21 protein-coding genes are annotated in these 22,390 nt (G+C 73.9%); 9 read left to right on the top strand and 12 right to left on the bottom strand.

Annotated elements, in window-relative coordinates:
* Positions 1 to 4: 4 nt before the first annotated feature.
* The 5 genes from secD to K2F47_RS05825 form a co-directional block, all read right to left on the bottom strand.
* A complete protein-coding gene (gene secD, locus K2F47_RS05845; RefSeq protein WP_242901689.1) occupies positions 5 to 2,278 on the bottom strand; it encodes a protein translocase subunit SecD in 2,274 nt (757 codons plus the stop codon).
* A 68-nt stretch (positions 2,279 to 2,346) separates the two neighbouring features.
* Positions 2,347 to 2,799, bottom strand: a complete 453-nt coding sequence (locus K2F47_RS05840) for a hypothetical protein (RefSeq protein WP_242901688.1) — start codon at positions 2,797 to 2,799, stop codon at positions 2,347 to 2,349.
* 145 nt (positions 2,800 to 2,944) lie between these two features.
* Positions 2,945 to 4,333, bottom strand: a complete 1,389-nt coding sequence (locus K2F47_RS05835) for a glycine--tRNA ligase (protein WP_242901687.1) — start codon at positions 4,331 to 4,333, stop codon at positions 2,945 to 2,947.
* Between the two features lie 198 nt (positions 4,334 to 4,531).
* Positions 4,532 to 5,911, bottom strand: coding sequence for a DUF1906 domain-containing protein (locus K2F47_RS05830; RefSeq protein ID WP_242901686.1), 1,380 nt, complete (start codon positions 5,909 to 5,911; stop codon positions 4,532 to 4,534).
* Between the two features lie 184 nt (positions 5,912 to 6,095).
* Positions 6,096 to 6,380, bottom strand: coding sequence for an antibiotic biosynthesis monooxygenase family protein (locus K2F47_RS05825; protein WP_242901685.1), 285 nt, complete (start codon positions 6,378 to 6,380; stop codon positions 6,096 to 6,098).
* Between the two features lie 28 nt (positions 6,381 to 6,408).
* Between K2F47_RS05825 and K2F47_RS05820 the strand changes: the two genes are divergently transcribed.
* From K2F47_RS05820 to K2F47_RS05795, 6 genes are all read left to right on the top strand, one after another.
* Positions 6,409 to 6,729, top strand: coding sequence for a DUF6703 family protein (locus tag K2F47_RS05820; protein ID WP_242901684.1), 321 nt, complete (start codon positions 6,409 to 6,411; stop codon positions 6,727 to 6,729).
* Positions 6,730 to 6,761: 32 nt separating this feature from the next.
* Positions 6,762 to 7,769 (top strand): metal ABC transporter substrate-binding protein, encoded by a 1,008-nt coding sequence (locus K2F47_RS05815; protein ID WP_242901683.1) that lies wholly within the window; start codon positions 6,762 to 6,764, stop codon positions 7,767 to 7,769.
* Positions 7,766 to 8,464: a metal ABC transporter ATP-binding protein gene (locus tag K2F47_RS05810; RefSeq protein ID WP_242901682.1), complete on the top strand. Its 699-nt coding sequence runs from the start codon at positions 7,766 to 7,768 to the stop codon at positions 8,462 to 8,464. Before K2F47_RS05815 ends, K2F47_RS05810 begins: the two co-directional genes overlap by 4 nt.
* Complete coding sequence (locus K2F47_RS05805) at positions 8,461 to 9,348, top strand: metal ABC transporter permease (RefSeq protein ID WP_242901681.1); 888 nt, start codon at positions 8,461 to 8,463, stop codon at positions 9,346 to 9,348. Before K2F47_RS05810 ends, K2F47_RS05805 begins: the two co-directional genes overlap by 4 nt.
* A complete protein-coding gene (locus tag K2F47_RS05800) occupies positions 9,345 to 9,734 on the top strand; it encodes a Fur family transcriptional regulator (protein WP_242901680.1) in 390 nt (129 codons plus the stop codon). Before K2F47_RS05805 ends, K2F47_RS05800 begins: the two co-directional genes overlap by 4 nt.
* 75 nt (positions 9,735 to 9,809) lie before the next feature.
* Entirely contained in the window at positions 9,810 to 10,235 is a 426-nt protein-coding gene (locus K2F47_RS05795; protein WP_242901679.1) for an OsmC family protein, read from the top strand.
* A 66-nt stretch (positions 10,236 to 10,301) separates the two neighbouring features.
* Here K2F47_RS05795 and K2F47_RS05790 read toward each other — a convergent pair whose 3' ends face one another.
* Positions 10,302 to 11,099, bottom strand: coding sequence for an isoprenyl transferase (locus K2F47_RS05790; RefSeq protein WP_242901678.1), 798 nt, complete (start codon positions 11,097 to 11,099; stop codon positions 10,302 to 10,304).
* The gene (gene recO / locus K2F47_RS05785; RefSeq protein WP_242901677.1) at positions 11,096 to 11,887 is read right to left on the bottom strand and encodes a DNA repair protein RecO; all 792 of its coding nucleotides are present in this window, start codon (positions 11,885 to 11,887) and stop codon (positions 11,096 to 11,098) included. Before recO ends, K2F47_RS05790 begins: the two co-directional genes overlap by 4 nt.
* Before the next feature lie 185 nt (positions 11,888 to 12,072).
* Between recO and K2F47_RS05780 the strand changes: the two genes are divergently transcribed.
* Both K2F47_RS05780 and K2F47_RS05775 read left to right on the top strand, forming a co-directional pair.
* On the top strand, positions 12,073 to 13,101 hold the full coding sequence (locus K2F47_RS05780) for a M4 family metallopeptidase (RefSeq protein ID WP_242901676.1): 1,029 nt from the start codon (positions 12,073 to 12,075) through the stop codon (positions 13,099 to 13,101).
* Between the two features lie 22 nt (positions 13,102 to 13,123).
* Positions 13,124 to 13,378, top strand: coding sequence for a protealysin inhibitor emfourin (locus tag K2F47_RS05775; protein ID WP_242901675.1), 255 nt, complete (start codon positions 13,124 to 13,126; stop codon positions 13,376 to 13,378).
* A 247-nt stretch (positions 13,379 to 13,625) separates the two neighbouring features.
* On the opposite strand, the gene leuA is transcribed toward K2F47_RS05775, so the two are convergent.
* From leuA to K2F47_RS05760, 3 genes are all read right to left on the bottom strand, one after another.
* Positions 13,626 to 15,329, bottom strand: coding sequence for a 2-isopropylmalate synthase (gene leuA / locus K2F47_RS05770; protein ID WP_242901674.1), 1,704 nt, complete (start codon positions 15,327 to 15,329; stop codon positions 13,626 to 13,628).
* Between the two features lie 202 nt (positions 15,330 to 15,531).
* Entirely contained in the window at positions 15,532 to 16,311 is a 780-nt protein-coding gene (gene ddaH / locus K2F47_RS05765; RefSeq protein WP_242901673.1) for a dimethylargininase, read from the bottom strand.
* Positions 16,308 to 16,919: a zinc ribbon domain-containing protein gene (locus tag K2F47_RS05760; RefSeq protein WP_242901672.1), complete on the bottom strand. Its 612-nt coding sequence runs from the start codon at positions 16,917 to 16,919 to the stop codon at positions 16,308 to 16,310. The genes ddaH and K2F47_RS05760 overlap by 4 nt, the downstream gene beginning before the upstream one ends.
* Positions 16,920 to 17,019: 100 nt before the next feature.
* On the opposite strand from K2F47_RS05760, the gene K2F47_RS05755 reads away from it, so the two are divergent.
* Complete coding sequence (locus K2F47_RS05755) at positions 17,020 to 17,832, top strand: hypothetical protein (RefSeq protein WP_242901671.1); 813 nt, start codon at positions 17,020 to 17,022, stop codon at positions 17,830 to 17,832.
* Between the two features lie 22 nt (positions 17,833 to 17,854).
* On the opposite strand, the gene era is transcribed toward K2F47_RS05755, so the two are convergent.
* Positions 17,855 to 18,781, bottom strand: coding sequence for a GTPase Era (gene era / locus K2F47_RS05750; RefSeq protein WP_242901670.1), 927 nt, complete (start codon positions 18,779 to 18,781; stop codon positions 17,855 to 17,857).
* Between the two features lie 167 nt (positions 18,782 to 18,948).
* Complete coding sequence (locus K2F47_RS05745; RefSeq protein WP_242901669.1) at positions 18,949 to 22,341, bottom strand: ATP-binding protein; 3,393 nt, start codon at positions 22,339 to 22,341, stop codon at positions 18,949 to 18,951.
* Between the last annotated feature and the right edge of the window lie 49 nt (positions 22,342 to 22,390).

Genomic DNA, 22,390 nt, shown 5'->3' with positions numbered 1-22,390 from the left:
CGGCCTACACGACGGCACCGGAGTCGCCCGGGGCGCGCCGGTTCCGTTTGGTGGGCGCCGCCGCCGCGCGAGGGCGAGGCGGCGGCGCCGACGAGAACCGCTCGAAGACGACCGCCAGCGGCGTCGCGGTGAAGACGCTGGAGTAGGTTCCGACGCCGATGCCGACGAGCAGCGCGATCGCGAAGTCGGTGAGGGAGTCGCCGCCGAGCACCGCGAGCGCCGCCAGGATGAACACGGCGCCCATGCCGGTGTTGACGGTGCGTGGGACGGTCTGGAGCGCGCCCAGGTTCGCGACCCGCGCGAACGGCGCCTCCGGCCGCGCGCCCCACAGCTCCCGGACGCGGTCGAACACCACGACCGAGTCGTTCACCGAGTAGCCGATGACCGTGAGCAGCGCGGCGAGGAACACCCCGTCGATCGGCTTGCCCAGCCAGGCGAACACGCCCGTGACCACGAGCACGTCGTGCAGCATCGCAAGAACGGCGCCCGCGCCGAAGCTCCAGCGGAACCTGATCGTCAGGTAGGCGAGCTGGACGGCGAGCGCGACCCCGAGCGCGATCATCGCCTTGACCCGCAGCTCACCGCCGAGGCTCGGCCCGATCAGCTCGTCGCGCTGCTTGGTGACGGTGCCGCCCCGCTCGGCGAGCGCGTCCCGGACGCGCTTCTCCTGGGCGTTGTCGAGGCCCGACGTCCGGACGGAGATGTCGTCGTCGCCGGAGGTCTGCACGACCGCGCGCGGGAACCCGGCGGAGGCGACGGCGGAGCGCGCGGCGTCGATGTCCACGGGGCGGGACGTGGAGTACTCGACGAGCCGCCCGCCGGTGAACTCCACGCCCCAGTTCAGGCCGCGCGAGAAGATCCCGGTCACGGCGAGGACGACGGCGAGCGCGGACACGCCGAGCCAGAGCCGGCGCCGCCGCATCAGGTCGGGTTGGCGGTCCTCCAGCCAGCGGCGGAGTCGTCCGGCGCCGCCGAGACCGCCCGCCCTCGACCGGGCGAGCCGGGGCATGCGGGCGAGCGCGGCATCGGTGAGGACGCGGCTGAGCAGCATCGCCGACACCAGCGAGCCGAGGACGCCGATCGTCAGCGTGACGCCGAAGCCCTTCACCGGCCCGGACGCCAGGAAGAACAGCAGCCCTCCGGCCAGCAGCGTCGTGACGGCGGAGTCGGCGATCGCCGACCACGCCCGGTCGAAGCCGATGGCGAGCGCGGCGCGGGGCGTCCGCTTGGGCACGGCGGCGCGCTCCTCCCTGGCCCGCTCGAACGCCAGCACGTTCGCGTCGATCGCCATGCCAACGGCCAGCACGAACCCGGCGAGCCCGGGCAGCGTCAACGTGGCGCCGACCGCGACGAGCGCGGCGTAGGAGATGAGCGCGTACCCGGCGAGCGCGACGGTCGCCAGCAGCCCGACGAGCCGGTAGACGGCAACGATGAACAGCCCGGTCAGCAGCACGCCGATCACGGCGGCCCGCGCGCTCGCGTCGATCGCGGCCTCGCCGAGCGTGGGGCCGACCACCCGCTGCTCGATGATCGTCACGGGCACGGGCAGCGCGCCGCCCTCCACCAGCGCCGCGAGGTCGTTGGCCTCCTTCGCGCCGAAGTTCCCGGTGATCTGCGTGGACCCGCCGGTGATCCCGACGCCGCAGGCCACGCTCTCGTTGACCTGCGGGGAGGAGATCACCCGGCCGTCCAGGACGATCGCGACGCGCCGCTCGTCCCCCTGGGCGCAGGCCGCGTTGGCGGTCAGCCGCTCCCAGATCCTGCCGCCATCGCCGCGGAAGCCGATGTCGACGGCCCAGCCGCCGAGCCCCTGCGGGTCGAGGCTCGCGGACGCGGAGCCGATGCCGTCGCCGGTGAGCGCGGCGGGCCCGATCGTGATCGGACGTCCGCTCTCGTCCTGGATCGTCCGCTCCCCCTGCTTGGGCGGCGCCGCGCTGACGGGATGGGCGGTGAGCTGCGCGGTCTTGCCGAACACCGACGCGGCGTGCGAGGGGTCCTGGACGTCGGGCAGCTCGACGATCAGCCGCCGGTCGCCGGACCGGGTGATCGAGGACTCGGCGACGCCCAGCGCGTCGATCCGGCGGTGCAGGACCTCCCGGGCGCGGTCGGTGGACTCCCGGTCGGCCTTGGCGGCCGGGGAGTCCCGCGTCTCCAGGACGATCTGGGTGCCGCCGCGCAGGTCGAGGCCGAGCTTGGCGGGTCTGGTCAGGGTCAGGAACAGCGACGAGGCGAGCACGGCGAACGCCAGTACCGCCCGCACCACGTTGGCGCGAGACAAGGGAGGACCTCCACACGGAGCTTCGGCGCCGCCGCCCGATGGGCGTGCGGCACCGCGGACAGGAACGTCTAGATCCCTGTGGAGGTGGGCGGGGAACGGCCGCGCGGCGCGTCCCCGAAGGCGGCGGCGAGGCGGGACGGCGCCCGCGCCGGACGGTCGAGCCAGGCGGGCGGTGGCCCGACCTGGAGTTCGGGTGCGGGAAGCGCCGCGTGCCAGCCGTGCGAGGGCGCGGCGGTGGTGTGCCGTGCGGCGACCGCGGCGGCGGCCTTGGCGCGCCCGTCCCGGTGGCGTTCGGCGGTGCGGCCGCGAGCGGGGGCGTGGGCGGCGACGGCCGAGGCGATGCTGGTAACGGAGCTGCCCGCGGCAGGGGCGGGCGTGGCGGGTGCTCCGGCCGGGGCGGCCACGAAACCGACCAGGCCGAGCGCGATGACGACCAGCCGCGCGAGCCTCCCGTACCGTGCCGGTGGGACGCGCGGGACGAGTGGGACGGTGGGGACGCGGGGGTCGCGCGTGTCGGCCACCCGTAGCCCTCCCGTCGGTGATCGTGCGGTTCCCGGACGCGGCGCCCGTCCCGTCCAACCTAGCCCAGGAACACGCGTGGTCCCCGCCCCGGAAACCGCGCGGGCCGCCCCCCTGAGAAGGGAGGCGGCCCGTCCAGGCGGACGATCAGCAGCCGACGAGCTGCGCGGCCAGGAACGACTCGACCTGGCTGAGCGCGATGCGCTCCTGGCTCATCGAGTCGCGTTCACGGACGGTGACGGCCTCGTCGTCGAGGGTGTCGAAGTCGACGGTGACGCAGAACGGCGTGCCGATCTCGTCCTGGCGGCGGTAGCGGCGGCCGATGGCGCCCGCGTCGTCGAAGTCGACGTTCCAGTTGCGGCGCAGCTGCGCGGCGAGGTCGCGGGCCTTCGGCGACAGGTCGGCGTTGCGCGACAGCGGCAGCACCGCGACCTTGACCGGGGCGAGCCGCCGGTCGAGCCGCATGACGACGCGCTTCTCCAGCTTGCCCTTGGCGTTGGGCGCCTCGTCCTCGGCGTAGGCGTCCATCATGAACGTGAGCGTGCAGCGGTCGACGCCGGCCGCGGGCTCGATCACGTACGGGGTGAAGCGGTCCCCGGACTCCTGGTCGAAGAACGACAGGTCGGCGCCGGACGCCTTGGCGTGCGTCGACAGGTCGAAGTCGGTGCGGTTGGCGACGCCCTCCAGCTCGCCCCACTCGGTGCCGACGAAGTCGAAGCGGTACTCGACGTCGACGGTGCGCTTGGAGTAGTGCGACAGCTTGTCGGCCGGGTGCTCGTACAGCCGCAGGTTCTCCTTGCGGACGCCGAGGTCGACGTACCACTGGAAGCGCTCGTCGATCCAGTACTGGTGCCATTCCTCGTCGCTGCCGGGCTTGACGAAGAACTCCATCTCCATCTGCTCGAACTCGCGGGTGCGGAAGATGAAGTTGCCGGGCGTGACCTCGTTGCGGAACGACTTGCCGATCTGCCCGATGCCGAACGGCACCTTGCGGCGCGCCGACTGCTGGACGTTCAGGTAGTTGATGAAGATGCCCTGCGCCGTCTCCGGACGCAGGTAGGCCAGGCCGGACTCGTCCTCGACGACGCCGAGGTAGGTCTTGAGCAGGCCGTTGAACATCTTCGGCTCGGTGAAGGAGCCCTTCACGCCGCAGTTGGCGCAGGTGATGTCGGCCAGGCCCCCCGCGGGCGGGCGGCCGTGCTTGGCCTCGTAGGCCTCTTCGAGGTGGTCGACGCGGAAGCGCTTGTGGCACGACTGGCACTCGGTGAGCGGGTCGACGAACGCCTGGACGTGCCCGCTGGCCTCCCACACCTCGCGCGCCAGGATGACGCACGAGTCGAGGCCGACGACGTCGTCGCGGCCCTGCACCATGGACTTCCACCACTGGCGCTTGACGTTGTTCTTCAGCTCGACGCCGAGGGGGCCGTAGTCCCAGGAGGCGCGGAGCCCGCCGTAGATCTCACTCGACGGGTAGACCAGGCCCCGCCGCTTGGCGAGGTTGACGATCGTGTCCAGCACATCTGAGCGGCGTGCCATGAGAGGTTCTCCATCCGGCTGGCGGTCGGCGGGACAGTGCGTGCGTCCCCTGGTGCCCCGCCGGGCGGCGGGCGGGTGGCGCGTGTGATCCCCGATGAACGCACCGCGGCGGTCGGCCGCGATGCCGCCGTGAGGCCCGGACGTGGCCCGGCGCCTCCGGGCAACGCCCAGCTTAGGGCACGGGGGCGGGTCGGGGCGTCAGTAGACGCTCCCGTCGACGATGTTGCTGTCGATGTTGAGCGTCACGCCGCCGTGCCGCTCCCGATGGCCGCCCCGGTACTGCTTGATCCTCCGGTGCGGCGTCCACCAGTGGTCGGGCAGGTACGGATCGCCGTACAGGCGGGCCCTGCCGTCCCAGTTGGCGAACCAGACGCAGCCGGGCCGGTGGATCCCGGTGGCCCGTCCGACGTCGCGGATGCCCGAGGCGGCGCTGCTGTACAGGCACGGCTTGTAGTTCTCGCCCTTCAGCTGCTTCACCCACCCGTTGACGAAGCGCAGGACGGCCTTCCGGCACGAGGCGTTCCCCCGGTAGGCCTCCATGTCGAAGTAGATCGGCCTGTGCGCCGGGATGCCGAGCGCCCTGGCCCGGCGCGCGGCGTCCACGGCCGCCTTCCTGCCCTTGGACGCGGCGTTCCCGGGGGTGAACCGCTGCGGACGGGTCCCGCAGGGCGCCTGGAGCCCGACGTAGGTGGGCGTGATCCGGTAGCCCATCCCCCGCACCTGCCGCACCCAGTTCCGCGTGAGGTTGGGCTGGGCGCATCCCCGGGCCGCGCCGCCGATGTAGATGTTGGTGATCTTGAAGGAGGGCCGCCACGCCCGCATCGAGGCGAGCGAGGGGGCCGTGCACGTGTCGAACCCCTTGCCCGCCGCCCACGCGGACTCCGCCTTCGTCTCGGCGCCGTCGTCGCCGTTCTCGCCGTTCTCGCCGTCCGGGCCGGATGGGCCGATCAGGGGCGGCAGCGTGAAGGACGGGTCGTCCTCGGGGTCGGTGGGCGGGTCCGGGTCCGCCGGGCGGTGGCCGCGGGGCGGCGCGGCGGGGCCTCCCTGGTCCAGGCGGGTGCCGCGCAGCAGCCACTGGAGCAGGCCCGGGTCGGTCCCGTACACGCCCGTGATCGCGACACCGGCCTCGGGCAGCGCGAGGCGCGTCTCCTGGCCTGTGCTCGGCCGGACCGTGAACGAGGCGAGCCGGTTCCCCCGGACCACCGTCCTGGACGAGGCGTCCGGTCCCATGCCCGCCCCGGGCCGCCCGTCGAGCGGCTGCACGTGGACGACCTCGGTGCGGCCGACCACGCGGGCCGGGCAGTCGGGCTGCGGACCGGGGCGTCCGAGGTAGACGGCGTGCCGGTCGTAGCGGACGCAGCGGGACGGGTCGCGGTCGAGCCGGTGCACCGTCCAGCCCGCCGGTACGGGCACGCGCACCCCGTGGTACCGGACGATCCGCGCCTCGCCGGTGTCGTCCTCGCCCGCGCCGGCCAGCGCCATCCCCGGCGGCCGCTCGGCGGCGGGCCACAGGCAGGCGAGCAGGGGCGCGACGACCGCCACCCCGAGGATCCCACTGATCTGGACGGCATGGCGCATCACATCTCCCCCGAACCCCGACGCGCGCCCCGCCCGGCGGCCCTGTCCCCCGCGCGGCGGGCGGCATGATCGTGTGCGGCAAAGATGACCATGGACGGACGGGGTGAAACCGGGCCCGGCCGCTTCTTGCCCGGCGGTTGCCCTTTTCTGAACCGGCCCGACCTCGGCCGACGCCGGGGGCGGCTCAGGCGGAGCTGACGACCTCGTACGCGCCGGGCTCGTCCACCGCCATGGCGGCGAGCGGGATGAACTCCAGCCGCACCTCGTAGGCGCCGAGCGCGCGGCGGTAGTAGCCCGCGCCGTCCCACTCGGTGACCAGCGCCCACAGGCCCGGCTCGTCGACGGTCCTCGCGAGCCGTCCCGAGCGGAAGCCCGGGCTCGCCGACAGCGTCCGCAGCAGCGCGGTCATGCGGGCGGCGAAGTCGCCCGCGTCCTCACCTGGCACGCGGTACCGGGTTATCGCGATCATCGCCCCATCCTCGCAGTACCTTGGCCCCGTGAGCACACGAGGCGGGTGGCCGGAGACCCCGGCGACGGGCATGCGGGCGGCGGTCGAGCGGTGGAGCGCGGCTCCGGTGGTGTTCCTGCACCGGATGCCGAGGGGGCTGCTGCTGGCGGCGGTGTTCGTCCTGCTGGTGGTCGGCATGGTCGGGACGGGCTGGGTCGCCGCCGCCGGGCTGCTGGTCCTCGCAGTGACGCTGGGCTGGTTCGCCTACCTCAACTGGCCGGGGCTCGACGCGCAGGGACGGGTGTTGCGGGTGGTGGCCCTGACCGTCCTGACGGGATTCGCCCTGGCCAGGGCCTTTGGACGGTTTTGACAATCATTTTCATCTTCATCCATAATCGTTCCGTGCTGACCCCTTGGACCACCGCTCCGCCGTCCGAAACCAAAGCCGCCTCCAGTACGCCCCCCGCCTCCATCACCCGCACGGCCGCCGTCGCCGTCGCCGGGATCACCGCGCTCGCCGGGCTGACAGGCTGCGGCGGCGCCGGCGCGGACGGGCCGTCCGGCCGCACGGACGTCGTCGCCTCGTTCTACCCGGTCGCGTGGCTGGCGAAGGAGGTCGGCGGGCCCGACGTCGCCGTCCAGACGCTGACGAAGCCGGGCGCCGAGCCGCACGACCTGGAGCTGACCGCCAAGCAGGTCGCCCGGATCGATAAGGCGCGCCTCGCCGTCTACGTGAAGGGCGTCCAGCCCGCCGTGGACGACGCCGTCGCCAAGCACGCCAAGGACTCCTCGCTGGACGCCGCGAGCCTCGTCAGGACGCTGCCCCCGCCCGCCGAGGGCGAGGAGGAGCACGAGGACGGCCACGAGCACGAGGAAGGCCACGGGAAGGCCCACTACGACCCGCACGTCTGGCTCGACCCCAGCCGCATGGCCACCGTCGCCACCGCGCTCGGGGGCAAGCTGGCCGCCGCCGACCCCGAGCACGCCACCGCCTACAAGGAACGTGCCAACACCGTCGCCGCCAAGCTCACCGGGCTCGACCAGCACTACCGCGACGGGCTGAAGACCTGCGGGCGCCGGTCGATCGTCACCGCGCACGCCGCGTTCGGCTACCTCGCCGAGCGGTACGGCCTCCGGCAGGTGCCGATCGCGGGCGTGGACCCGACCAGCGAGCCGTCGCCCAAGCGGATCGCCGAGCTGACGGGCCAGATCAAGGCGGCGGGCGCGACGACCGTGTTCACCGAGACGCTGGTCAGCCCCAAGGTCGGGGAGGCGCTCGCGCGCGAGGCGGGGGTGCGGACGGCGGTCCTCGACCCCGTGGAGGGCGTCGCGAGCGGCTCGTCCGACGACTACCTGACGATCATGGCGAGGAACCTGGCGACGCTGCGATCCGCGCTGGGGTGCTCATGAGTACGCCGCCCTTCGAGATGACGGCCGGGCTCGTCCGGCGCGACGGCCGCGCGGTGCTCGACGGCGTCGACCTGCGGGTGGCCGCCGGCGACGTGCTCGCGATCATGGGACCGAACGGGGCGGGCAAGTCCACCCTGGTCAAAGCGCTGCTCGGGCTCGTCCCGCTGGCGGGCGGGCGCACCGAGATCTACGGGGTGCCGCCCGGCCGGTTCCGCGACTGGCGGCGCGTCGGGTACGTGCCGCAGCGGCTGCCGATGGGCGGCGGCGTGCCCTCGACGGTCCGGGAGGTCGTCGCGTCCGGACGCGTCGCGCGGCAGTCGCGCTGGCGGCCCGCCTCGGCGGCCGACCGCGCCGCCGTCGACCGCGCGCTGGAGGCCACCGGCCTCACCGCGCTCGCCCGCGAGTCGGCGCACCTGCTCTCGGGCGGGCAGCAGCAGCGGGTACTGATCGCCCGCGCGCTCGCCGGGGAGCCCGAGGTGTTCGTACTGGACGAGCCGACCGCCGGGGTGGACGCGGGCCACCAGGCCGCGCTCGCCGCGACCCTGGGCGACCTGGCCGGGGCCGGACGCACCGTCGTGCTCGTCGCGCACGAGCTCGGCCCCATGGAACCGGTCGTCACGAGGACGGTCGAGCTGGAGCACGGGCGCCTCGTCCACGACACGGCCGCGCCCTCGGACATGAGGGAGAGCGCGTGATGGACATGCTCCAGTACGACTTCATGCGCGTCGCGCTCGTGATGGCGGTGCTGATCGGGCTGACCGCGCCCGCCGTCGGCACGTTCATCGTGCAGCGCAGGCTGTCGCTGCTCGGCGACGGCGTCGGGCACATCGCCCTGACCGGCATCGGGCTCGGGCTGCTCACCGGCACCTCGCCGGTGCTCGGCGCGCTGGTGGTGTCGGTGCTCGGCGCGGTGGCGATCGAGGTGCTGCGCGCCCGCAGCCGCAGCGGCGCCGACGTCGCGCTCGCGCTGCTGTTCTACGGCGGGCTCGCGGGCGGCGTGCTGCTCACCGACGCCCAGGGCGGCGGCGGGGCGAGCCTCCAGTCCTACCTGTTCGGCTCGATCAGCAGCGTCACCGTGGACGACCTGTACGTGGTGGCCGCGCTCGCCGTCGTCGTGCTCGGGATCGTGACGCTGTTCGGCCGCGAGCTGTTCCTGCTGTGCCAGGACGAGGAGGTGGCGCGGGCGTCCGGGCTGCCCGTCCGGTTCCTGAGCGCGCTGGTCGCGGTCACGGCGGCGGTCACCGTCGTCATAGCGATGCGGGCGATCGGGCTGCTGCTCGTCAGCGCCCTGATGGTCGTCCCGGTCGCGGCCGCGCAGCAGCTCACCCGCGGTTTCCGTGGCACGATGCTGCTGGCGATGGCGGCCGGTGTACTGTCGGCCGTAGCGGGGCTGGCCGGCTCCTTCGAGTACGATCTTCCCCCGGGACCCTCGATCGTGCTGCTGGCGCTCGCCCTGTTCGTCGCGGCAGTCCTCGGGGGGACGCTGGTGCGACGCGCACGCGCTCGGGCCGCGGCCGGGAGGAGGATTCCCGCCGTCCGGCCCGGGGTGGACGCCGAGGCGGAGGTGCTTGGGGGATGACGACGGCCCGCCGGGACGCGGTGCGGGAGATGCTGGCAGGCTGCGAGGGATTCCGCAGCGCGCAGGACATCTACGCGGACCTGCGCGCGGACGGTTCCAAGATCGGCCTGACCACGGTCTACCGGGCGCTCCAGGCGCTCAGCGATTCCGGCGAGGTCGACGTGCTGCGCACCGACGAGGGCGAGGCGGTCTACCGCGCCTGCCGCACCGAACAGCACCACCACCATCTCGTCTGCCGCGGCTGCGGGCGCACGGTCGAGGTCGAGGGCCCGGCCGTGGAGCGCTGGGCCGACGCGATCGGCGCCGAGCACGGGTTCGTCGACATCACCCACACCGTCGAGGTCTTCGGCACCTGCGCCGACTGCGCCAACCGCGCGTCCCGCTGACCGCTCGCCCAGGTTCGGGAACTTCGCACGCGGGCGGTGATCGGGCCGCACCCGCCATGGTGAAGAATCGGGGTCATGGCTACCACTCGTACCGCTAACGCACACTGGGAAGGCCCGCTCCTCCAGGGCCAGGGCACGGTTTCGCTGGACTCGTCCGGGGTCGGCACGTTCGAGGTCACCTGGCCGTCGCGCGCCGAGCAGCCGGACGGGCGCACCAGCCCCGAGGAGCTCATCGCCGCCGCCCACTCGACCTGCTACTCGATGGCGCTCTCGCACACCCTCGCCGGGGCGGGCACGCCGCCGGAGAAGGTCGACACCAGGGCCGACGTCACCCTCCAGCCGGGCGAGGGGATCACCGGCGTCCACCTGACCGTCCGGGCGAGCGTGCCCGGCGTGTCGGCCGCCGACTTCGAGAAGGCGGCCCAGGCCGCCAAGGAGGGCTGCCCGGTCAGCCAGGCCCTGAAGGGCACCACGATCACGCTGGACGCCGCCCTCGCGTGACCCGCGCCGTCTGAGCCTCCGCCTGCCGGGGTCGTGCGCGGCCCCGGCAGGGGACCTCGACGGGGGTCAGGTGGCCGCCGCGGGCGCCACCGGGTTCGGGAGGGCGCCGCCGTAGCGGCGGTCGCGGGAGGCGTACAGCTCGCAGGCGTGCCAGAGGTGGCGGCGGTCGAAGTCGGGCCACAGCGTGTCGAGGAACACCATCTCCGCGTAGGCCGACTGCCAGAGCAGGAAGTTCGACGTGCGCTGCTCCCCCGACGAGCGCAGGAACAGGTCGACGTCCGGGATGCCGGGCTCGTCGAGGTAGCGCGCGAACACCTTCTCGTTGATCTTGTCGGGGTTCAGCCGCCCGTCCCGGACGTCGCGGGCGATCGCGGCCGCCGCGTCCGCGATCTCGGCGCGGCCCCCGTAGTTCACGCAGAACTGGAGGGTGAGGACGTCGTTGCCGCGCGTCATCTCCTCGGCGGTCTCCAGCTCCTTGATCACGCTGCGCCACAGCTTCGGCCGGCGCCCCGCCCACCGCACCCGGACGCCCATCGAGTCGAGCTGGTCGCGGCGGCGGCGGATCACGTCCCGGTTGAAGCCCATGAGGAAGCGCACCTCGTCGGGCGAGCGCTTCCAGTTCTCGGTCGAGAACGCGTACGCCGACAGGTAGGGCACGCCCAGCTCGATCGCGCCCATGATCACGTCGAAGAGCGAGTCCTCGCCGCGTTTGTGCCCCTCGGTGCGCGGCAGCCCGCGCTCCTTGGCCCAGCGGCCGTTGCCGTCCATGACGATGGCGACGTGCCGGGGCACCAGGTCCGCGGGGATCGGGGGCGGCGTGGCGCCGTCCCTGTGCGGTTCCGGAGGCGAGACGGGCCTGCTCAAACTCTCTCCCTGTAGGTGTCGTCGTTGGTGTCGTCGCCGCCGCGTCCGCCGGTGTCGGTGCCGCGTTCCACGTGGCGCAGGGAACGGATTCCGTGCTCCAGATGCCACTGGAGGTAGGCGGCGACGAGGCCGCTGCACTCGGCGCGGTGGCGCGGGTCGCTGCCGTCGGCGTACTCCCACTCGCCGCGCAGCAGCGCCAGCATCAGCGCGAACGTCGGCGGCGCCGGGGTCGCGGCGCCGGGCTGGCGGCAGTTCGCGCAGACCGCGCCGCCCGCGGCGATCGCGAACCCGCGCAGCCCGCCGCGGGTGCCGCAGCGGCAGCACTCGTCCAGCGCCGGGGCCCAGCCCGCGACCGACAGCGATCGCAGCAGGTAGGCGTCCAGGACGAGGCGCGGATCGTGGCTGCGCTCCACCAGCGTGCGCAGGCCCCCGACCAGCAGCAGGAACTGCCGCAGCGCGGGCTCGCCCTCGTCGCCGGCGAGCCGCTCGGCGGTCTCCAGCATCGCCGTGCCCGCCGTGTAGCGGGGGTAGTCGGCGACCAGGCCCTCCCCGTACGGCCGGAGCGTCTCGGCCTGGGTGATCAGGTCGAGCGAGCGCCGCTCGTACAGTTGCAGGTCCACGTGGGTGAACGGCTCCAGCCGCGCCCCGAACCTGGACTTGGTCTTGCGGACGCCCTTCGCCGCGGCGCGGATCCGGCCGGTGCGCCGGGTCAGCACCGTCACGATGCGGTCGGCCTCGCCCAGCTTCTGGGTGCGCAGGACGATGCCTTCGTCGCGGTAGAGGGTCACCCGTTCATTCTGGCGCACGTCCCGGCCCCCGCCGCTGCCAGGCCGGTCATCTCCCCAGGATCTTCACAAGTCCCCCAGTCGATCTCCCTTGGTTCTGTTGCCATTACGTTACGTGACCGGATTTGGCCGCCACCGTCCCCTGTGAAAACGTGGTCTGGATCACGTTGCAATGGCAGCGTTGTGGCATGAGATGCCACATCGTGCCGCCGCACATGCTGGAACGCATCGCTACCGACGCAGGTGACCCGGCACTGCGCGCCCGCGCCCGCCGGACCCTGGCCATCACCTCGCTCTACTCCTCCGAACGCCGGACGCTCGCACCCACCGCGCCGGAGCCCAACGAGGACTTCGTCCCCAACCGCACGATCCACGACGCGCAGCACCGCGAGCAGCTTCCCGGCCGGACCGTCCGCACCGAGGGCGCGCCCGCGACCGGGGACAAGGTCGTCGACCAGTCCTACGACTGGCTCGGCGTGACGTTCGACTTCTTCGAGGCCGCCTACCGCCGCAACTCCATCGACGGCGCCGGGCTGCCGCTGATCTCCACCGTCCACTACGGCACCAACTACGACAACGCGTTCTGGAACGGCGAGCAGATGGTCTACGGGGACGGCGACGGCACGCTGTTCACCGAGTTCACCGGCCCGCTCGACGTCACCGGCCACGAGCTCACCCACGGCGTCACCCAGTACACCGCCGGCCTGGAGTACTACGGCCAGTCCGGCGCGCTCAACGAGTCGGTGTCGGACGTGTTCGGGTCCCTGATCAAGCAGTGGCACCTGAACCAGACCGCCGACCAGGCCGACTGGCTGATCGGCGCGGGCCTGCTCGCCAAGGGGGTGCACGGGGTCGCGCTCCGCTCGATGAAGGCGCCCGGGACCGCCTACGACGATCCGCGGCTCGGCAAGGACCCCCAGCCTGCCCACATGGACCACTACGTCCAGACCAACCGCGACAACGGCGGCGTCCACATCAACTCCGGCATCCCGAACCACGCCTTCTACCTCGCCGCGACCTCCATCGGCGGCCACGCCTGGGAAAAGGCCGGACGGGTCTGGTACGACACGCTCACCGGCGGCAAACTGAAGTCCGACAGCGACTTCAAGGATTTCGCCGCCGCCACCATCGCGACCGCGACCGCCCTGTACGGCGCGGACGGCGGCGAGACCCGGTCGGTACGCGAGGCGTGGGACGGGGTAGGCGTCTCACCGTGAGTGAGCCGGAACGGAAAACGCAGTGAAGGTGACAGTCGTCCGCAGCGGGGGCTTCGCCGGCATCGAGCAGCGGGCCGAGTCCGACAGTGTCCGCGATCCCCTGCTGGCCAGGCTCGTCGACCGTGTCGATCTCGAACGGGTCCCGCCGCCCGGCCGGATCCCCGACCAGTTCCTCTACGAGATCGACATCGACGGTGACCACGCCACCGTGGGCGAGGCCCAGCTGCACGGCCCGCTCCGCGAGCTGGTCCACCACGTCCTGGGTCACGCCCGCTGACCGGCGCCCACCGGCCGGCGCTCGATGGACCGGGCGCTCGATGGGCTGTGCGCTCGGACGACCGGGCGCCCGATGGACTGTGCGGTCGATGGGCTGTGCGCTCGATGGACTGTGCGCTCGGAAGACGGGGCGCTCGAACGTTGGGGGGCGCTCGAACGTTGGGGGGCGCTCGAACGTTGGGGGGCGCTGGGAAGACCGGGGCGGCCCGTCCCCGCCGGGACGGGCCGCCTCATCAGCATGCCCGGCGTCAGGCGCGGTCCGCCCGGTTGACCGCCGACAGCATCGCCTTCAGCGACGCGGTGACGATGTTGCCGTCGATGCCGACGCCCCACACCGACGTGCCGTTCACGTCGCACTCCACGTAGGCGGCGGCGCGGGCGTCGCCGCCGGCGCCCATGGCGTGCTCGGCGTAGTCCAGCACGCGGACGCCGATCCCGACTGACGCGAGGGCGTCCTCGAACGCCGAGACCGGTCCGTTGCCGACGCCCTCGATCTCGCGGATCTCACCCTCCAGGCGGATGTCGCAGCTCAGCGCGTCCTTCTCGGCCACCCGGGAGTTCGCGCGGTGGGCGAGCAGGCCGACGCGGGGGCCGTTGTGCAGGAACTCGGCCTGGAAGATCTCCCACATGCGCTCGGCGGTGACCTCGCCGCCCTCGCTGTCGGTGTGCTGCTGCACGATTCGGGAGAACTCGATCTGGAGGCGGCGCGGCAGCTCCAGCGAGTGCTCGGTCTTCATGATGTAGGCGACGCCGCCCTTGCCCGACTGGCTGTTGACGCGGATCACGGCCTCGTAGGTGCGGCCGACGTCGTGCGGGTCGATCGGCAGGTACGGGATCTCCCAGCGGTACTGGTCGACCGGGGTCCCGGCGGCCGCCGCGTCCCGCCTGAGGTGGTCGAAGCCCTTGTTGATGGCGTCCTGGTGGGAGCCGGAGAACGCGGTGTAGACCAGGTCGCCGCCGTAGGGGTGCCGCTCGTGGACGGGCAGCTGGTTGCAGTACTCGACCGTCCGGCGGATCTCGTCGATGTCGGAGAAGTCGATCTGCGGGTTCACGCCCTGGGTGAACAGGTTCAGGCCCAGCGTGACCAGGCAGACGTTGCCGGTGCGCTCGCCGTTGCCGAACAGGCAGCCCTCGATGCGGTCGGCGCCCGCCAGGTAGCCGAGCTCGGCGGCGGCGACGGCCGTGCCGCGGTCGTTGTGGGGGTGCAGCGACAGGATGACGGAGTCGCGGTAGGCGAGGTTCCGGTTCATCCACTCGATCTGGTCGGCGTAGACGTTCGGGGTGGCCATCTCGACGGTCGCGGGCAGGTTCACGATGACCTTGCGGTCGGGCGTCGGCCGCCACACGTCGTTGACCGCGTTGCAGACCTCGACGGCGTAGTCCAGCTCGGTACCGGTGAACGACTCCGGCGAGTACTGGAAGTGGATCTCGGTGTCGCCCATGTCCTCGGCGAGCTTGGCGCACAGCTTGGCGCCCTCGACGGCGATCGCGGTGATGCCGTCGCGGTCCTGCCCGAACACGACGCGGCGCTGGAGCGTGCTCGTCGAGTTGTACAGGTGGACGATCGCCCGGCGGGCGCCGCGCAGGGACTCGAAGGTCCGCTCGATCAGCTCGGGCCGGGCCTGCGTCAGGACCTGGACCACCACGTCCTCGGGGACGCGGTCCTCCTCGATGATCTGCCGGATGAAGTCGTAGTCGGTCTGGCTGGCGGCGGGGAAGCCGACCTCGATCTCCTTGTAGCCCATCCGTACCAGCAGCTCGAACATCCTGAGCTTGCGGTCGGCGTCCATCGGGTCGATCAGCGCCTGGTTGCCGTCGCGCAGGTCGACCGCGCACCAGCGCGGCGCCTCGGTGACGACCCGGTCGGGCCAGGTGCGGTCGGTGAGCCGGACGGGCTCGAACGGGCGGTAGCGGTGGAAGGGCATGCCCGAGGGCTGTTGCTGCGGGTACATCCGTGGTGGTCTCTCTGCTCGGATCCTGCGGCCGACGTCCGACACGTCAAAGCTCCGCAGCGAGGGAGCCGACCTCGTCACAGGCCCCCGCTGCGGCCGCTAAGGAGGAGCAGCACACGCGACACGCTGCAAAGTTAACAGATCGCATCCGGCTTACGGAAATGACGTCCCGGATGCTGAGACAACACGGTCTCGCGGGCGTTCATTCCGGGACGAGCACGGACATGCAGGTCACACAGCCTTCAAGCGCCTCGAACTCGCTGATGTCGACGGTCGTGACGCGCAGGCCGTCGGCGGCGAGCTGGGCGGCGGTGCGCGGCGCCGCCGCCGAGACCAGGACGTGCCCGGGGCCGAGCACGACGACCTGCGCGCCCGCGGGCTCGCCGGCGACCCGCATGCACGGCAGGACGGAGGTGTCCACGAGTTCGGGCACGCCGATGATCGTCCCGTCGGGCAGTGCGGTGATCGCCGACTTCAGGTGCACGCAGCCGCGCGTGTCGACGGGGACGACCCTCCGCCCGCCCAGCAGGTGGGCGAGCTGGCAGATGCCCTCCTCGTTCGTGCGGGCGCCGCGTCCGACATAGACGGTGTCGCCGGCGTGCAGCACGTCGCCGCCGTCCAGGGTGCCGGGCTCCTTGATCCGCTCGATCCGCAGGCCGAGCTCGCGGACGGCCTCCTCGGCGCCGGGGACCTCGCCCCTGCGGCGCGTCTCGCCGGACCGGCCGAGGACCGCGAGGTCGCCGCAGACGACCACGGCGTCCTCGACGAACACGGCGTCGGGGTGGGCGTCGGCGGGCGCGACCGGGCGGACCCGCCAGCCCGCCTCGCGCAGCGCCGCGACGTAGGCCGCGTGCTGGCGGGCGGCGAGCGCGGTGTCCACCGCGCGGCGCTCCCGGTGGACGACGATCCCGTCGGCGAGGCGCGGGCCGGGATCGCGGACGAGCGCCGTGCCGGCGCGCCCGGCCGCGCCGCCCGCCGTCACCGTGCCGCCCCCTCCGTCATCACGATCACGCCGAGAGCGTACGCCCGGGACATGCCGAGCAGTTCGGCGATCCGGTGCAGGACCTGCCGCTCCCCGTCGCCGAGCGGCCCGTCGGCCAGCCCGATCCGGACGACCTGCGCGAGGAACCACTCCTTGGCCTCGACGGCGAGCTGCGCGCCCGCCCGCGCGACGTCGCGCTCCAGCAGCTCGGCCCGCAGTTCGAGGTCGGCGTCGATGTCGGCGTCGTCGTAGCCGGGCTCGCCGTAGCCGAGGACGGTCGCGGCGGCGCGGGCGCGGGCCGTCCCGTCGGACGGGTCGCCCGCGCGCAGCACCAGCGTCGCGGCGGCCCGCATGCCCGCGGGCAGCGCCGCCGCCATCTGCTGCGCGGTGGGGGTCCGCAGCGCCGACACCGGGAAGCGGCGGCGGCAGGTGCGGCACTCGGCGGCCTGGCCGAGCCGCCACAGCGGCACCAGCGGGACGAAGAACACGGTGAGCCAGCGGCGTCCGGAGCGCCTCCGGTAGGCACGGTCGCCGCCGCAGTGCGGGCAGTGGAAGGTGCCGTCACTGACCGTACGGAACACCGCCGTCAGTCCGAAAACGAGCAACACCGGGGCTCTCCTCCCATATCGGACGCTTTCCAAACTACCGACCTGGGAGCCGCGTCGTGGCCGTCCCGGGCAACGCGGGCGCGCCCCTTACGCTGGGTCCATGACCGGTGACCTGGGTTCCGACGCGGACGACACGCGCGCACGCCCGTCCGGGCGCTCCACCGCGCGGCCGTCGTTCCTGCCGCCCGACGACGGCTCCCCGGCGCCCGCGGGCCCCGCCGAGGGAACGATTCCGCCGCCGGACCCCGTTCCGTCCCGGCGGTACGGCGCCCTCTGGGACCTCGCCATGATCGCCGCCGCGGCCACGCTGCTGGTGGCGGCGTTCCTGCCGTGGGCGCGGGCGGAGGTGGTCGTCGACCTGTTCGGCCGCTCGCTCTCGCGCGACGTCGGCAGCGTGGCGGGCATCGACGCCGACGACCTGGTCGTCGCGGTCCCGGCGCTGGCCGTGGTCGCGATCGTGCTGGCCTGCTGGGACCTGCTCGGCCGGGACCCCCGGATCGGCGGGCTCGCCGCCGTCCCCGCCGTCCTGGCCCTGCTGACCTGCGGCGTCTTCGTCCTGCGCCTGGGCGGCGTGCGCGACGACCTGCCCGGCGGGGTGCCGGGCGGCGGGCTGGACGTCGGCTACCAGATCTCCGTCCGCTACGGCTGGTACCTGGCGGTCGCGGCGTCCCTGCTGCTGATCGGGTGCAGCCTGGCCCGTCCGATCAGCGACCGCGTGCTGGCCCCGCGCGCCGAGCCCGCGCACGGCGACCAGCCCTACGCGTGGTCCCAGGGCGAATACGGGCAGCACCGCGAGTACGGCGAGTACGCCGTCTGGCCCCAGCCGCAGGAACAGCCCCAGGAACAGCCTCGGAGCGAGGACGAGCCGCCGCCGGAGGACCGGCCGGAGAGGTCCTGGCCAAAGCCCGACTGATCAACTCAGTCGTAGAAGCCCGTCAGTCGTAGAAGCCGAGGCGCCGGAGCTGCTTGGGGTCGCGCTGCCAGTCCTTGAGGACGCTGACGCGCAGGTCGAGGAACACCTTCGTGCCGAGGAGCGCCTCGATCTGGCGGCGGGCGGCGGCGCCGACCTCGCGGAGCCGGGCGCCCTTGTGGCCGATGATGATCCCCTTCTGGCTGGACCGCTCGACGAACAGGTGCGCGTAGATGTCGACGAGGTCGTCGCGCTTGCCGCGGTTCTCGCGGGGCGCCATCTCGTCCACGACCACGGCGATCGAGTGCGGCAGCTCGTCGCGGACGCCCTCCAGCGCGGCCTCGCGGATCAGCTCGGCGACCAGGACCTGCTCGGGCTCGTCGGTCAGGTCGCCCTCGGGGTAGAGGGGCGGGCCCTCGGGCAGGTGGGAGATCAGCAGGTCGCCGGCGAGCTCGACCTGGAAGCCGTTCTCGGCCGAGCAGGGCACGATGTCGGCGAACTCGCCGAGCCCCCCGACGGCCAGGAGCTGCTCGGCGACGCGCTCGGGCGGTGTCAGGTCGGTCTTGGTCACGATCGCGACGACCGGCGTCTTCTTGACGGCGGCCAGCTCGCGCGCGATGTACTTGTCGCCAGGGCCGACGGGCTGGTCGGCGGGCACGCAGAACCCGATCACGTCCACCTCGGTCAGCGTGGAGCGGACGAGGCTGTCGAGCCGCTCGCCGAGCAGCGTGCGGGGCTTGTGCAGCCCGGGGGTGTCGACGACGACGAGCTGCGCGCCGGGCCGGTGCACGATGCCCCGGATCGCGCGCCGGGTGGTCTGCGGACGGCTGCTGGTGATCGCGACCTTGGTGCCGACCAGCGCGTTCATCAGCGTGGACTTGCCCACGTTCGGGCGCCCGACGAAGCAGGCGAACCCGGCGCGGTGCTCGCCCGCCAGCGGTCGGTCGGTCATGTCTCCCAGCGTTGTCACACCCCCGATTGTCCCCTAACCGCCGACCCGCCTCGTCCACGGCATGTTCCCGGCGATCGCGCGAGTGCGTGACCTGAGCGGTGGGGCGACGCCGGAGGCGAGCCCCACCGGGAAGATCGCGAAGCGATGCCGCACTCGCCAAGGCACGGTCACGACCCGAGCCGCCAGGCGAGGGTCGTGGGCCGGGGCTTTACACAACACAGCCGGGCGTCGTCGGCCTTCTCGACCCAGTGGTCGGCGCCCAGACGGCGCGCCACTTCGGCGGCCTCGCGGTAGTGGGCGGCGGCGACGTGCGCGGGGCGTTCCAGGAAAAGCGCCAGGTCGCCGAGGACGTGCGCGACCGGCCCGATGGTGGCGACGGCGGTCGCGCCGCCGGTGACGTGCTGCTCGTAGGGCAGGAGCGCCGCGTAGCATGCCTCGGCCAGGTCGCGGTCGTCGAGGGCGATCGCGCGGTGCGCCCGGATGGCCATCGCGAGGTCGAAGAAGTAGTCGAGCCGGACGGGCCCCGTCCCGGCCACCGCGGCCCGGGCCTCGGCGGCGCGTCCGGCGGCGGCCATCGCGAGCGCGTGGACGTCGGCGATGGGCTCGATGCCCGGCCACTGGCGGTGCAGCCAGGCCGCCTCGTCCGCCATCTCCCCGGCCCGGCCCTGGGCGAGCCGCACGCAGAACGCTGCGAGGAACAGCATGCCGCGCTCGCTGAACCAGATGCTGGCCCGGCCGATCGCGCCGCCGACCTCCTCGTAGGCGCGCTCGGCGACGTCCGGGCGGGCGGTGAACGCCTGCCGGAGGCTCCGGTACCAGGCGGCGATCTGCGCGAGCAGCGGCAGCCCGTACTGGTCGGCGAGCCTGGCGCCCTCGGCGAGGTGCCGGCTCGCGGCGGGCAGGTCCAGCGCGGCGATCGCGACCTGCTGGAGTTGCAGGTGCGCGAGGACGAGGTAGGTGGCGAGGTCGTGCTCGCGCGCGAGCGAGAGCAGCTCGGTCGCGATCGCGCTGCGCCGGGCGAGGCCGTCCGCCGTGCGGTAGGAGTTCATGTAGCGGCCGTTGAGCGCGACGGCGATCAGCTCGGGCTCGCCGAGGTCCCGGGCGAGCGCGACGGCCTCCTCGGACGCGGTGACGCCCACGTCGTGCTGCTGCCCCTCCATCTCCATCGCCAGCGTCGTGAGCAACCGGACGCGCAGCTCCGGTTCGCTCTCGGGCAGCCGGTCGAGGGCCTCGCCGGTGGCGTCGACGACGGCCTGGTCGAGCGTCCCGTACTCGCGGGCGGTCCACAGCGTGGGGCCGTCGAACGCGACGATGATCCGAGCCAGCAGCCGGACGTCGCCGAACGCGCGGGCGTCGGCGATCGCGTCCTGGCGGCGGCGCCGGGCGGCGACGACGTCCCCGGCGAGCGCGGACGCGCGGATCGCGGCGACCTCGACCTCCAACCGGTCGCGGACGGCCTCGGGGCCCCGCGCGCGCAGCGTCTCGACGGCGCGGACCCACAGGTCGGCGGCGGCAGCGTGCGCGAAGCGGGCCTCGGCGGCCTCGGCGGCGAGCCGCGCGTACCGGACCGCCTTGTCAGGGTCGGCGCCGGACTCCAGGTAGTGGTGGGCGATCGCGGCGACCTCGTCGGGGCTGTGCCGCTCCAGCGCGGCGGCGACCCGGCCGTGGCCGCGGACGCGGCGGGCCCGCGAGATCCCGGTGTAGAGGGTGTCGCGGACGAGGGCGTGCGCGAACCGCATCCTTCCGGGCGCGGGCTCGGTGACCAGCCCGGACGCCAGCCCCGCCTCGACGGCGTCGAGCACGGTGTCCTCGTCGCCCGCGAGGTCGGTGAGGACGCCGAGGGAGGCGTCCCGGCCGACGACGGCGGCGTCCCGCAGGACGGCCTGCGCGGGCTCGGGCAGCCGCGCGATCCGGCGGCGCAGCACGTCCCCGACCCCGGCGGGGACGCGGCGGGTCGCGGCGGACACGCCCTCGGCCTCCAGCAGCCGGGCGGTCTCGCGGGTGAAGAACGGGTTCCCGGCGGTCCGCTCGGCGATCGCCGACAGCTCGGCGTCGCCGAGGCGGGCGTCGCAGGTGTCGCGGACGAGCGCGGCGACCTCGGGCACCGACAGCCCGCCGAGGTCGATCCGCTCCGGCTCGTGCCGGGCGAGCAGGGCGAGGGCGGCGGCGAGCCGCTCGGGCACCTCGGTCTGCCGGAACGTCGTCACCAGCAGGACGGGACGGTCCCGGAGCCGTTCGGCGAGCCGCGTCAGCAGCGCGAGCGTCTCCTCGTCGGCCCAGTGGAGGTCGTCCAGGACGAGCAGCAGCGGCGCCCGCCCCGCGACCTCGTCGAGGTAGTCGCCGACGGCCAGGTGGAGCCGGAACCGCCCGGTGCCCGCGTCGGCTCCCGGGGCCGCCGCGGGCCCGGCCGCCGCGTCGTCCAGGAGGGGGCCGAGGCGGGCGGCGAGGGCGGGTTCGGGCGGGACGGCGGCGGTCAGCTCGTGCAGCAGCTCGGCCCAGGGCCAGGCGGCCGGGGCGCCGCCGGTCTCGGGGGCGCGGCCCCAGGCGCGGGTCCAGCCGCGGTCGCCGAGCGTCCGCGCGAACCGTTCCACGAGGGCGGTCTTGCCCATGCCCGCGTCGCCGCCGACGATCACGATGCCGCGCCGTCCCGCGGCGGCGGCGCGCGCGGCCTCGTCGAGCCGTGCCAGCTCCGGCTCACGTCCGACGAACGCGGTCCCCCGGATCACCGGCGGCGCGCCCTCCTCGGGCTCGGCCGCGATCCGCAGTACCGGGCGCGGCGCGTCCGCCGCCGTGTCCAGGGACGGGGCCTGCGCCAAGATGTCGGACTCCAGGCGGCGCAGGGCCGGGCCTGGATCGACGCCCAGCTCCTCGGTGAGGGTCGCGCGGGCGCGGCGGAGCGCGGCGAGGGCGTCGCCCTGGCGTCCGGCGCGGTAGAGGGCGAGCGCGAGCAGCCGCCACGCCTCCTCACGCAGCGGGTTGCCGGCGGTGTGGGTCTCCAGGTCGGGGACGGCCTCGGGCGCCGCGCCGAGCCGCAGCATCGCCTCGGCCCGCCGCTCGACCGCGAGGCGGCGCCGCTCCTCCAGCCGGGCGGCCTCGGCGGCGGCCCAGGGCAGCCCGGCGAACTCGGCGTAGGCGGGGCCGCGCCAGCGCGCGAGCGCGCCCTGCGCCCGATCCCGCGCCCGCGCGGGATCACCCTCCGCCAGCAGCCCCCCGGCCTCGTCGATCAGCGCGTCGAACGACCAGGCGTCGACGCCGCCGTCCGGCAGCCGCAGCGCGTACCCGGGCGGCTCGGTGACGAGGACGCGCGCCGGGGTGCGGGGCGGGCGGCCCGGCTCCAGCGCCCTCCGCAGGTGCGAGACGAACGACTGGAGCCCGGCGGCGGCGCGCGGCGGGGCGGCCCGGCCCCACAGGTCCTCGACGAGCCGTTCGGCCGGGACCATCCGGCCGTGCGCGACGACCAGGCGCGCGAGCACCGAGCGCTGGCGGGGGCCGCCGAGATCGACGGGCGCGCCGTCCACCGCCGCACCGAAGGCTCCGAGCACGCGTACAGCAGTCGTCATGTCCCGGTCAGCCTAAACCGGGACATGACGACCGGCCGTCCGGGCCCCC

It is taken from the genome of Actinomadura terrae, from assembly GCF_022751215.1.
In the GTDB taxonomy this organism is placed as follows: Bacteria; Actinomycetota; Actinomycetes; order Streptosporangiales; family Streptosporangiaceae; genus Spirillospora; species Spirillospora terrae.
Note: the sequence above shows the minus strand (reverse complement) of the source record. Positions and strands in the feature narration are given on the sequence as shown.